The 13,876-nt window shown below is 39.1% G+C and carries 9 protein-coding genes; all 9 read right to left on the bottom strand.

The features are described 5' to 3' along the window. Window positions 1-83: 83 nt before the first annotated feature. The 9 genes from Q0983_RS08215 to nirB all read right to left on the bottom strand — a co-directional run bounded on the left by Q0983_RS08215 (window position 84) and on the right by nirB (window position 13,859). Window positions 84-1,520 (bottom strand): rubredoxin, encoded by a 1,437-nt coding sequence (locus Q0983_RS08215; protein ID WP_299551188.1) that lies wholly within the window; start codon window positions 1,518-1,520, stop codon window positions 84-86. Beyond that, window positions 1,520-5,041, bottom strand: a complete 3,522-nt coding sequence (locus Q0983_RS08210) for a nitrate reductase (RefSeq protein ID WP_299551186.1) — start codon at window positions 5,039-5,041, stop codon at window positions 1,520-1,522. Before Q0983_RS08210 ends, Q0983_RS08215 begins: the two co-directional genes overlap by 1 nt. Window positions 5,042-5,294: 253 nt before the next feature. Then, entirely contained in the window at window positions 5,295-6,728 is a 1,434-nt protein-coding gene (locus Q0983_RS08205; protein WP_299551184.1) for an MFS transporter, read from the bottom strand. Between the two features lie 175 nt (window positions 6,729-6,903). Next, on the bottom strand, window positions 6,904-7,566 hold the full coding sequence (locus Q0983_RS08200; RefSeq protein ID WP_299551181.1) for a response regulator transcription factor: 663 nt from the start codon (window positions 7,564-7,566) through the stop codon (window positions 6,904-6,906). 355 nt (window positions 7,567-7,921) lie between these two features. Continuing rightward, entirely contained in the window at window positions 7,922-8,302 is a 381-nt protein-coding gene (locus Q0983_RS08195) for a RidA family protein (RefSeq protein ID WP_299551178.1), read from the bottom strand. Between the two features lie 114 nt (window positions 8,303-8,416). Next, window positions 8,417-10,237, bottom strand: coding sequence for an ATP-binding protein (locus Q0983_RS08190; protein ID WP_299551175.1), 1,821 nt, complete (start codon window positions 10,235-10,237; stop codon window positions 8,417-8,419). A gap of 11 nt (window positions 10,238-10,248) precedes the next feature. Further along, window positions 10,249-10,836: a DUF4202 domain-containing protein gene (locus Q0983_RS08185; protein WP_299551172.1), complete on the bottom strand. Its 588-nt coding sequence runs from the start codon at window positions 10,834-10,836 to the stop codon at window positions 10,249-10,251. Window positions 10,837-10,847: 11 nt separating this feature from the next. Beyond that, window positions 10,848-11,225 (bottom strand): nitrite reductase small subunit NirD, encoded by a 378-nt coding sequence (gene nirD / locus Q0983_RS08180; protein ID WP_299551169.1) that lies wholly within the window; start codon window positions 11,223-11,225, stop codon window positions 10,848-10,850. Window positions 11,226-11,339: 114 nt separating this feature from the next. Beyond that, window positions 11,340-13,859, bottom strand: coding sequence for a nitrite reductase large subunit NirB (nirB, locus tag Q0983_RS08175; RefSeq protein WP_299551166.1), 2,520 nt, complete (start codon window positions 13,857-13,859; stop codon window positions 11,340-11,342). Between the last annotated feature and the right edge of the window lie 17 nt (window positions 13,860-13,876).

Genomic DNA, 13,876 nt, shown 5'->3' with positions numbered 1-13,876 from the left:
CAGAGTAGGGAATACAAAATCCGGTCGGAATTATTCAAATCATCTCCCGGCACCCGGCTTAGTTTGTTAAAATTGTAATCCGGCTAAGCTTGTTTAACCAAAACCTTTTTCTCGAAACTACTTTTAGGAGCTTCACAAAGTGAACATTCATAGCTGTCCGGTAAGGCTTCAAACGGTGTGTTAGGTTCTATATCCTGGGTAATGTCACCATACACTTCGCTATAAACAGTCAAACAATCGGAACATTGATAAACACTTTCTTCAATAACCTCTTTTTGTACCGCATGGTCTTCCTCTTCCTCCCTTTCATTACCTAATTGCTCAAAATATAATTTACTTAATTCCATTAATAACCCGGGAAGTTCCACTTTATCCACGTCCTGTACGTGCATAATATATTCTCTGGTATTTGGATCGAAATTTTTAGCATACAACAAATTATAGGTGTCCCTTATTTTGAAGTCTCCAATATTATCAGGTTGCCTGTTTTTTTCAACAACAATGGAAGTAAAATTATAAGTGTCGCTATCATAACTGGTAATTCCAAAAGTTAAACCATAGGTACTAATATCATTTTGATCAAAATTAGTAACCAGGTACTTTTTCAGATTTAAAGCTTCTTTGTCATTTACCGGCACATGCCAATTCATCTCTAACATGGAGTGCCTCACATTGATACCAAACTTACCTAAAAGCTTTTCCCATTGCAACCTGGTCTTTTCAGGAATACCCTTTACAATAAATGATTTCCATGGTGTGATTGATATTTTACCAATTTTATTTTCAGAACACAAATCACACATCGCTTTTAAAAATGCCAAATCATATCTGTTGTTCCTCCAATATAACCCAAGCCAGTATCGGTCCGTTCCAATACGGTTCATGCCTTCATAATAAGGGAATGGGTAAAACCGGACATCCAAAGGAGTATCTACAGTCCTGTTATTGGTATCTACGGCATCACTAACTAACTCAAAAACAGTTTCTATGGTTTCAGGTTCTTCAATTAGAATACTTTCAATAGCTCTTTCAATCTTATCCATATCCCAGCTATAGATCAACGCCGGATACATAAGCGTTTTTTTCCAACCGGGAAGCCTGACATACATATACCAATAATCTTCATGCTCAGAAGCTATGAAGTTTACATTTCCTGTAAAAAGCGGTACTAATCTTTGCTTTGGATCCGTGACATTGATCCGTAATTTAGGCTTGTATTTAAACTGCTCTAAAATATATAAATACTTATCACTGGTAAGCCAGGACGTACTGGAGAGAATTTCTGCAGACACATACGAAGACGCTATATTCTCTACTTTATCTCTTTTAGGTTTTACGAACTTAATTTTATCAAACTGATCAAATTTAGCTTCATCAATTTTTTCCGGAAAAATAATATCCTGTCTAGATCCAAAAGAAATAGCATCCAAACCTAAACCTTCGGCAGCTTCACAAATATATTTTAGTTCTCCCGGAGACAAAACCCCTCCGTTTATCATTAACCTGTACCGCTCTTCCATTATGCTAATACTTTTGATTTATTAAGTATGTCCCTAACTTCGGTTTTACAACTACCACAACCCAAACCTGCGCCTGTTTGCTTGCATAACTCGGTAAAATCCGTACAGCCCTTTGCAATGGCTTCCTCTACATTACCATCGCCTACCTGACTACAGGAACAAATGAGTTTTCCAATAACGGGTTTATCATTTGAAGCGCCTCTAAGCAAGGTATTTCGTTTCTCCGACATTTCAATTTTGCTTTCTATCAGGGTTTTAAACTCGGCAAATTCATTCTTGTCACCCATCAATACGGCACCAACCAGCAAATCGTCTTTAACTATACACTTCTTATAATAACGCTTTGAAATATCCGTAAATATCACTTCCTCATAGCTGAGATCATTTTCAGGTACATTTATATCGCCTATGCTACATAAGTTCAAATCATTGAACTTTAGGATATTCATTAAAACCGAACCGTTATAGGTACTGCTGATATCGCCTGCAATAAAGTTAGCCAATATAGTAGCTTGTTCTTCGGCAGCAGATGTAATTCCGAATAACTGGTTATTGAACTCCGCAATTTCACCAATGGCAAAAATATCCGGGTTGGAGGATTGCAAATGTTGATTAACAACAACGCCCCTACCACATTTAATACCATTTTCTTTAGCTATTTCAATATTTGGAATGGTTCCAATGGCATATACAATAGCATTGGCTGTAATGAGTTTTCCACTCTTTAAACTGATGTTTAGTTCGCCTGTTTCTTCATCGTCAAATACAGTACTTACTTCATTATCAAAATAGATTTGAATGCCACGCTCCTGAACATCCAATGCCAATAATTTACTGGATACCTTATCCAGCTGACGCTCCATCAAACGTGAAGCGCGTTGTACTATGGTAACCTTTACATTTTTATGTTTTAAAGCTGCCGCCAACTCCAATCCTAAAAGTCCTCCACCAACAATAACCACATGTTGTTCTTCCGGTGGTAATCCGGTAGCATCCAGATACCCCTTGAATTCATCGGCATCACTTTTATTACGCATGGTGAAACGCCCCGGTAGATCTATCTGAACATCCCTAGGGATAAACGCACGGCTTCCAGTTGCCAGGATCAATCTGTCAAACGCATGGGTTTCCCCTTTGCTATCGGTCACTACTTTTTCCTCAGAATCCACACTTGTGATCAGGGTTTCCGGGTGCAAGTGAATATTTAACTTATCCAACTCCAGCCGTTTAATCTTGAGCAGTTGTTCCCAGCTTAATTCTTCGGTTACATACTCAGGCAATAACACCCTGTTGTAGAACAAATTAGGCTCTTTAGAAAACACATGGATTTCATCCTTTTGATTGTGCTCCCTGTAATCCTGAATAAACCGGAATGATGCCGCTCCGGCTCCGGCGATGAGGATTTTCTCTTTGGGCTTTTCGTATTTGGAAACCGCTACTCTGGTAAATTTAAAATCCGGTTCTTTAGACACCGGGTCTACATGTGTGTTGGTCAGATTGTTGGCACGGTTTAGATCATTTTGCAATTGTTTACCCCAATGCATGGGTAAAAACACCACGCCTTTTTTAATGTCCTCAGTTACTTTGGCACGTACTCTTACTTTACCGTTCTCCCCGATTACATCGGTAATATCACCATCTTTAATTTTATTCAGATAGGCATCAACAGGGTTTATTTCCAGAACCGGTTTTGGGTAATGCGTTTTTAATCTTGATACCTTTCCGGTTTTTGTCATGGTATGCCACTGGTCCCGTATACGTCCTGTAGTCAATACAAGCGGATAATCCGGGTTAGGCAATACCGAAGTATTCTCTAAAGTAGTGGCTACATTGAAAATAGCCTTTTTTGAGGGTGTATAAAATACTTTATCCTGAAACAAGCGCGGGGTTCCTTCATGTCGGTATTCGTTAACCGGCCACTGGAACGTCCCTTCACTTTTTAATCGGTCGTAATTAAGGTAAGACACATCTATATTAGTGCCTTTGGTCATGGCGCAATATTCATCATAAATCTCTTCCGCAGAACCATAATTGAATCCTCTGAAGCCCATGCGTTGCGCAAAATCACAGAAAATCTCCACATCTGGCCTTGCTTCTCCAGGTGGGTCAATTTCCTTAGGCAGATATGAAATACGACGCTCTGAATTGGTCATGGTTCCCTCCTTCTCCAACCAACCTGCAGCCGGCAATACTAAATCAGCAAAAGCTACAGTATCGGAACGATGCGAAATATCCTGGACTACTACAAATTTAGCACTTCTCATGGCTTTTTCAATCCGATTGGTATTAGGCAAACTCACTAACGGGTTAGTACACGCTATCCAAACCGCCTTTAGCTTTCCAGATTCTAAAGCATCAAACATCTCCGTAGCCGTTAATCCCGGTTTTGGATTTATCTTTTCCACACCCCAGAACTGTGCCACTTCACGCCTGTGCTCTTCATTCATTAAATCTTTATGAACTGCTAGAAGATTTGCCATACCACCTACTTCGCGGCCTCCCATGGCATTGGGTTGTCCGGTAAGTGAAAATGGTCCGGATCCCGGCTTTCCAACCTGCCCGGTTATTAACGAAAGGTTTAAAAGGGCTACGTTCTTATTAACACCAACCACACTTTGGTTAAGCCCCATAGCCCACATACTGATAAACCCTTTTGAAAGCCCGATAATATCTGCAGCTTTCTTAATGTCTTTTTCGTCTACACCGCATAATTTGGAAGCAACACTCAACCTGGTTTTAAATATTTGTTCCTTGTAAGCACCGAACCCTTCTGTATAGTTGTCTATAAAATCTTCATCTATAAGGCCACGTTCATATAAACGACGCCCTATGGCATTGTAAAGAATCACATCGGTTCCCGGAAGAATTTGCAAATGTAGATCGGCAAAACTGGCGGTATCGGTTTTCCTTGGATCTACTACAATAATTTTAACATCGGGATTTTCCTCTTTGTGCTTTTCCAACCTTTGGAATAAAATAGGATGGCACCATGCAGGGTTAGCTCCCGTAATTAAAAAGGTATCGGCTAATTCAATATCGGCATAAGCAATCGGAACGCTGTCTTCTCCAAAAGTTTTTTTATACCCAACTACCGCAGAACTCATACATAAACGCGAGTTGGTATCAATATTGTTAGTTCCTAAAAACCCCTTAGTAAGTTTGTTGGCTATATAGTATTCTTCGGTCAAACTTTGACCCGAAACATAAAATCCAACACTATCCGGACCGTGTTTTTTTATAATGGATTTGAAAACATTTGCTGCCCGGTCTAAAGCATCATCCCAACTAACACGTTCACGGGGATGGGATCGGCTCCAACGCATTTCAGGATATAATATCCTATCTGAAGTATCATTTACAACATAATGCAGGTTTCTGCCTTTAGAGCATAGCATTCCCTTATTTACAGGGTGGTCTTTATCACCTTCAACAATAACCTTATTGGTATTGTCTTTTTTAACGATGATCCCACATCCTACACCACAATAAGAACATGTTGTTTTTACTTCATTTTTAATCATATACAGCAGTGTTTTTAACGAATTAAACCAATATTTTTATACAAAACAAGGGTTGCATATCATTATTAGTAAACCCTTAAAAAAGCCTTTTTAAATCATTAAATTGATAAAAATCGGCTATGGAAATAAAGAATTTAATTTCGGTTAAATTCTTTAATGTTATTCCCGCTTAACCAAAACAAACTCAGCTATATTGCGGGAATAACACACTCTCAAAGAAAACCCTGAATAGGAGTTCAGGGAAACTCTTTCATTAACTTTTAACTTTTACAGGTTGCAGTTCTCCTACCTCACCTTCAATAATTGGTTCCGGTGCATGAGCTTTTTCATCAGCTTGTGAGAACTTAATTCCTAAGGCCACAACACCCGTAACCACAACTACCAAACCTATAATAAAATAGCCTTGTGATACTGCTGCCGAAGAGGCTGCCGACTGGGCTGCTTTTACGGCTTCTTCCCCCAGGCCTGCATTGGCAGCTATAGCTGTTTTTTCAGCTAAGGCCGATTTAGATTTTAAGAAAAGAGCGGCTAAAAAGGCGCCTACATTTCCACCGGCACCTACTATTCCCGAAACAGAACCGATTGCTTTTTTATTTATAAACGGCACCACCGAGAACGTTGCCCCTTCGGCCATTTGAACACTTAAACTAAATAGGATTAAGAACACAAACCCTATAACAATGCTGGTTGTTGTTGAGAATGTAACCAACATAATACCCTGTACGCATAAAATGAATGACAAGAATAATACGCGACCTCTCAACCCTTTTAGTTTACCAAACCTGTCACCAAAGAATCCTCCAAGGGTTCTGGCAAATATGTTCATTAAGGCAAAGGACAATACAATATTACCTGCCGTTAAACGCTCTAACTGGAACGTATTCTGCAAGTAGTCATCCATAGTTCCATAGACTGTTAGCTCAATACCGAAACTGGCAGCGTATACTATGAATAAGATCCAGATTCTATAATCTTTAAGTACCGCTAAAAAGCCTACCTCATCTTTTTTCTTTTCAATCTCAACTCCCTGTTCTCTTAATTCCTTAAAGTTCCCTTGTGGTGTATCCTGGGTAAAGAAGTAATATACAAGCCCCATTAAGAAACAAACCACACCTGCTATTATCATAGAATATCTCCAGGCCTCAGCCTCGGCAACTCCAAAGCTTACTACTGCAGCAGCTATAATAGGCATTCCCAGGCGATTGGCTCCACCTCCTAAATTACCCCAACCGGCTGATGTAGCGTTTGCTGTTCCAACCACATTTGAAGCAAACATTAACGACGTATGTACCTGAGTAATCACAAAGGATGCGCCGATAAACCCAATGAATAGTCTACAAACTAAGAATTGTGTTGGTGTTTGAACCAATCCGCAAAGTATTACCGGGATGGCTCCCAACATCAGTAAAAAAGTGTAACACATTCTTGGTCCGTACTTATCACATAATTTACCTATCAGTAAACGTGCGAAAACCGTACCGGTTACAGCCAAAATAATGGAATTCCATTTTTGGTCAGGTGTCAACCCTAAGTCTTTTACAACATCAGGCATAAAAGGCACAATACCAAACCATGCAAAGAAACACATGAAGAATGATATGGCAGTGATCCAAAATGTACGTATTGAAACGTGTTTAAGGTTAAAAAGCGATAATTTAGTTGCTTTTTGGGCTTGAAGATTTATCATGACTACGTATTTTTACGACACAAATCTAAGTATTTTTACGTAATAATACTTAGAAAAAATACGTAATTTAAAAATAAATATGAGATTGATAATTTAGCGAAGGGGATTTTGAGGATTTACTAAAAAAGCAGATCAAAATGTTTAATTAATAAAAGAAAATCAAACTGTCTAAGCCCTAAATCAATTGGTATTCCTTAGCCTTCTCTGTTAGTTCCTTTAAATTGGTAACCTTTAATTTTTTCATTAAATTAAAACGGTGCACTTCTGCAGTTCGCTTACTTATTTGCAATTCTTCAGCTATATCTTTGTTGTTTTTAAGCTCCAATACCAAACTAAGTATTTGCTTTTCACGCTTGGTGAGCTTAAATGGTAATACTGCAGGTTCCTGTTTTGGCGCAGATGGCACAGAAGTTCCGTTTACAAAGTTGTTCATAATGATGGCAGACACATCACCCGTGAAATATTTGCCCCCTGATGCTACTTTATTTAAGGCTTTTAAAAATTCTTCTTTACTGGCACCTTTTAATAAATAACCATCGGCCCCGGCCTGAATGGATTGCACTACGTATTCTTCGGAATCATGCATAGACAATACCAATGTCCTGATATCTTTGTAATTGGCAGTCATTTCTCTAACCACTTCAATACCATTCATTTCCGGCATTCTGATATCAACAATTAATACATGTGGTTTGTTTCTGCTTATGACTTCCAAAGCTTCTTTTCCATCGGAAGCTTCATCAATGACTTCTATGCCATTTTGGTCTTCTAAAAGTGCTTTTATACCATCTCTTACCAATGCATGATCATCTGCCAGTACAACTTTAATTACATCCATAAGTCAATTCATTATTACTTACAAAAATAATAAAATTAAGTATTTTTACGTACATAAATGCCATTTAGTGTTAAATACCTTAAATGATCCCTCCCGATACTTATTGGGATTGACATGATTTACGGTATTCAATTTATTGGCCAAGTTATTCTGACTCTAGGAGAAATGTCTTCATAAGTATCAGGTATTCTAAACAAAACATATTATGTGATGTCTCATATACATTCGACATGACTTACGGCATGCAATTTAAATTCACAAGTCATTTCGATCCCGATAACTATCGGGAGAGAAATCACATCATGAGCGTTAGTAACTCTGAGCAAAATGCTGTATGTGATGTCTCATTACTTATTTAAGATTTTAATGCAGTGACCTCAATTTCAATCTTCATTTTGTCATTTGCCAAACCTGCAGAAATCATGGTTGCTGCAGGTTTTACATTCCCGAAGTACTTCTTAAGTACCGGCCAGCAAAGCTCAAAATCCTTCGCATCAGGTAATATATAGGTTACTCTAACTATATCTGACAAACCGGATCCGGCTTTTTCTAAGGTATCTTTAATATTAATCAGGCATTGTTCGGTTTGCGCTGCTATGTCATCACTAATGGTCATGGTTTTATAATCGTACCCTGTAGTTCCCGATACAAACACCCAATTGTCCTGTATTACGGCCCTGGAATAACCTATTTGCTCTTCAAAGGTGGAACCTGAACTTATTAGTTTTTTTGTCATGATTTAGGTAAAATTTCTTCGTCATTCCAAACTTGATGCGGAATTCACTAATATAATTCAAAGTGGATTCCAGCCTTCACAAGAATGACAATAAAAGGTTTAAATTTAAAATAATTAAGCTTCTTTCAACGGGATATTAAGTGTTACACGTGTTCCTTTTCCCGGTTCGGAATGCAAAAATAAACGTCCGTCGATATACTTGATACGCTCCTTCATAAAGGTCATTCCCATACCACCATCACCCTTTTTCACCTTCTTTACCTTACCCGGATCAAAACCTTTCCCGTTATCATCTATAACAATACTCAATATGTTCTTACTACTTGACAAAGACACCAAAATATGCGTTGAATCCGCATATTTAATGGCATTATTGATAGCTTCCTGCGTTATACGATAAATATTGATCTCGGTTAGGGAATCCAACCGCCCGCCAAAATCCGTTTTGTTATAAAGAATAATCTGTTTTCCGGTCAGTTTTGCTAATTCCTGTGTTAACTTAGTCAGTGCCGGCACAATGCCGTGATCTGCCAATTCCGGTGGTGTCAAATTGAACGTTGCCGTACGGACCCCTTTAATGATGTTAGCGGTCAATTCTTTTAGATGTTCAATTTTCGAAGCCGTCTTATCTATATCCGAAATATCAATACTTTCCAAATTGTATTTTAACCCGGTAAGCATTTGCCCAATACCGTCATGCACATCCTTAGCGATCCGATTCTGCTCTTTTTCCTGGTTTTCAATGATCTTACTGGAGACGATTTTCTGCTGATTCATCTTCTCCTCAAAACTCTCCTTGGTCAATCGTTCTATTTCAAGCTGGCCTTCTTTTCTCCTGGTTATATCCGAAGCTATTATTAACAACTCGGAACGTTCATTAACAGGATTAAAAGGAATAATAGCCATCTCAAGCCAAACATCTTCATTGGTCTTTGTTGAGGCTTTAACCTCACCTTGCCAACCGGTTTTCTTATATTTAGAAATCAGGTCGTCTATAACTTCCTGTTCATTTTCATTAACCGACAGCACCTTGGCAAAATTAGCTGCTTTATTAAACTTACTTAATTTAAAAAGCTTTGAAAACTTTTTACCCATGTGCAATACCGTGCCGTCCGGAGAAATTCTCGCAAACAATAAGGTTTCATCCATTGCATGACTTAAAGCCCGTAACTCTTTGATAGACTTTTCTTTAGCCTCACTCAGAACATCAGCATTATAGGCCATTTCTTTAGCCTTCTTTTCAGCAGAGATTAACTCGGACAAGCTGTTTTTAACGGTTTTGGCCGTCGGCCAAAAAATAAATAAAAACTCAGCCAGTAAAAGCAATAAGGTAAACGCCATTAAGAACATTTCCAGCTTGCGTAACCAGGCCACTTTTTCTTCGGCTTCCAAATCGTATTGATTTACAATACCATCCATCTTTTGCAGGAACCCGCCTTCGTTTAGCTTTACTTTTTCAATTTCCTTTGCAAAAATTTCCGTCGGCACATCGGGTGAATGCTCAATCTGCTCAATAATAGTTTCCGAAGCACTTTTTATAGTATTAAAAGCAGGGTTCATAGCATCGAACATCCCGGAAACAATCTTACTATTGCTCCCCGGCAACCCCAGGCTATCATTTCCTTTTTGCAAGGCATTATGCGATTGTACCCAAACCGATAACGTATGCTTCAAATTATCTTTTATCACAATACGCTCACTGTAATTATCCTCGGTAGAAAGCGATAAAATTTCTTTGGTAAGCTTCTGACTTAACATACGTTGCCTACCGGCTACGTTAATAACCCCGGAGTCACTTTCCTGGTCTTTTAAGTGTTTTCTAATGAGGATCTGGCTAACAATAACGGACAATGCAATAGCACTAAGTGCGATAATGTATAAACGACGTAATCGTTCAAAAGTACTTTGATCTAATGAATTACGCTTGCCTGCCATTGTATCAATCGTTAGCCCTGAATAGCCTGCTTTATTAAAGAAAGATTTTTATCGGAGTAGTTTAGTTGTAAAGCGGCCTCATGCCCTTTGTCTGACATTTTTTTCCAGGTCTTTTGAAGAATATCAACAACCTTTTCGTCCGGATGCTTTGCTGCAAATTCTTCAAAGTAATAGTCCAGAAAAACCAAACAAACCGTGTCTTCCAGGGTCTGTGATTCTTCATTCTTTTTAATCAGCTTTTTCGTGATGAGTTGTGATACCCGGTCTACATATTGATCGTCATACCCTACCTGCTTTAAAATATCAGCGGTGATTTCGGCATGCATTTTCTTAAGTGTTTCACGCCATTTTAAATAGCCCACACGATCCATAGGATAATCATCTCTGGGAATTTGCCACCTGCAAATGTGTTGTGCACGCGCTGCTATCTGTAGCGCTTTGGATGCATTGGGTTCAAATTGCAATAACTTTCGCGTCATACGTTGCGAATACAGCAATTCTTTAGGGTATTCCATACCACTAACCTCATATGAATTAATATCCTGAGCGTTTTTTTTATCTATTAAAGCTATTGTAGTTTCAAATCGGGTTGGCTTCATTTTAATGTATATTAGTCTGAAAAGCCAATATACACATTTCCATTCTCAATTTTAACAGGATAGGTGGCAATTTTTAAATCTTCGCCTCCAAGATTGGAACCGTCCTCTAAAGAAAAGTTCTTTTTATGCATAGGGCAAGCCACTTTAGGGATTCCGTCTTTATCTCCTATCATCCCTAAAGCCAATACATTCTCCATTTTATGCGGACACATGTTCTGGCACGCGTACCACTTTCCTGTTCTGGTATAGTTATACACCGCAATTTGTTTGGCTTTGTATTTCACACAGGCACCGCTATTTTCAGGAAAATCGGCCACCGCCCCTACTTCAAACCACGTTGTTACCTCTGACTCTGAAACCGTTTGGTACTGACTTAGTATATCTTGCATTTTCGTTGTGTTTATCTGTTTATTTGTTAAGTTGTTTAGTTGACTGTTTACTCTTGAGTTGAATCTGTATCTTTAACGTATAAACAACTCCACGAATAAACAAATCAACCTAATCTACACCCAGGCCTTTGGCATTTTTTGTTCACGCATTGGTACAAACACCAGGTTATCATCTGTATCATCAGAGTTTACAAAATGTTTGAAACGCTTCATCATTTCAGGATTTTCTATAGCCTGTTTCCACTCGCACTCATACTTATTGATCAGGCCTTGCATTTCAATTTCCAACTCTTCGGCAATTCCTAAAGAATCTTCAATCACCACTTGCTTCAGGTAATCAATACCACCTTCCAGTTTATCTAACCAGGGGGCCGTTCTTACCAATGGCCCTGCAGTACGGATATAGTACATTAAAAATCTATCCAGGTATTTAATAGCCGTTTCGTCATCTAACTGTTCTGCTAATAAGATAGCATGCTTAGGTGTAGCGCCACCGTTACCACACACATAAAGGTTCCAGCCGCCTTCAACGGCAATCAATCCGAAATCTTTCCCCCTGGCTTCGGCACATTCACGAATACATCCGGACACACCACCTTTTAATTTATGCGGTGAACGCAATCCTTTATACCTGTTTTCTATCTCAATGGCAAATGATACACTTTCATGCATACCGTATCTACACCAGGTTGATCCTACACAACTTTTAACCGTTCGTAACGATTTACCATAAGCGTGCCCGCTCTCAAATCCGGCATCAATCAATTCTTTCCAGATCATTGGTAACTCATGGATTTGTGCACCAAATAGATCAATACGCTGTCCGCCGGTGATCTTGGTATACAGATCATATTTCTTAGCAACTTCTCCAATGACGATTAACTGGTCCGGAGTGATTTCACCACCAGCAACCCTTGGTACTACCGAGTAAGTTCCGTTACGTTGGATGTTTGCCAAAAACCTGTCATTTGTATCCTGAATGGTGTTTTGCTTATTAGCAGTTTCCATTGTGATCGTGGCAAAAATAGACGCTAAAGCCGGCTTACATATTTCACAACCATGGCCTTCTCCAAATACATTTAACGCTTCTTCATAATCCTTTACCTTATTTATTTTTATAAGGTCATAAAGCTCCTGGCGGTTAAAACTAAAGTGCTCGCAAATGGTTTCCTTGACTTCTTTCCCCAGTGATTTTAAAGATTCGTTCACCAAATCGACCACCATGGGCTTACAACCACCACATCCGGTAGTTGCTTTGGTTTTAGCGATCACATCACCTAAATTTTCACAATCGCCTTCCGTTATGGAGCAGCAAATATCACCTTTGGTTACGCTTTCACAAGAACACACCTGAGCTGCATCCGGGATATCCATAACGCTTCCAAATCCGCCTTCACCATCACCTCTGGCACCAACAATCAACTCTTCGGCATCTTCAGGAATTGGCAAACCATTCAAATATATTTGGTGTAACATATTATAATCAGATGCATCGCCTACCAGGATACCTCCCAGCAACTGCTTTCCATCATGACTCACATTAATACGTTTGTATAAATTCTTGGTTTTATTTTCAAAAACTATGGAATAGCCTTTTTCAACCGGCATAAATGGCTCCCCGTAACTGGCAACATCAACACCGATCAGTTTAAGCTTGGTTGACATATCAATATCTTCCGCCATAATAACATCGGCATTCCCTAATATCTGGTTTACAGCAACTTCGGCCATATCATACCCCGGGGCCACTAAACCATAGATCATATTGTTGTACAATGCTACCTCTCCAATAGCATAGATTTCAGGGTCCGAGGTTTGCATTTTATTGTTTACCACAATACCACCACGCGTTCCCATTTTAAGGTTGCAAGTTTTTCCTAACTCGTCACGCGGTCTGATACCTGCAGAAACCACCAACATTTCCACATCAATCTTATCATACTCGCCAAACTCCATTCCGGTGATAGCGTCTTCTCCTAAGATCTTATTGGTTGCCTTAGACAGGTGGATGTTGATCCCCATAGACTCCAACTTCTCCTGCAATACTTTACTGGATCGTCTGTCTAATTGCCTGGGCATTAATTTTGGTGCAAACTCAACTACATGAGGCTCTAAGCCCATATCCATAACAGCTTTTGCTGCTTCTAAGCCCAAAAGTCCGCCTCCAAGTACTGCCGCTTTAACAGTTTCTGTTCTGCCTTTTTGGATCTCATCGGCATAAGCCAACATGCCTTCCAAATCCTCTATGGTCCTGTAAACAAAAACCCCTTTTTTCTCAATACCTTTAATATTGGGCACAAAGGGAACAGACCCTGTGGCCAATACTAAGTAATCATATTTATAATGGACGTCTTTTGTTGTAGTAATCTTTTTTGAAGAACGATGTATATCCGTAATACGCTCGTTGGTAATCAATTCTATGCCGTTTTCTTCGTACCATGCTCTTGAAGCCATTTCCAAAGCTTTGGCATCCTGGTTTTCAAAGAACTCACTTAAATGAACCCTGTCATAAGCAGGCCTGGGCTCTTCTCCAAAAATGGTGATCTCAAAGTCTTTAGAATTCTCAAGAGCTACAAACTTTTCACAGAATTTGTAACCTACCATACCATTACCTACAACAATGATTTTCTTCATATCTACGTATTTTGAAT

The sequence above is a fragment of the Seonamhaeicola sp. genome, from assembly GCF_028281565.1.
Lineage (GTDB): Bacteria > Bacteroidota > Bacteroidia > Flavobacteriales > Flavobacteriaceae > Seonamhaeicola.
This window is presented reverse-complemented; position numbering and strand designations above follow the sequence as displayed.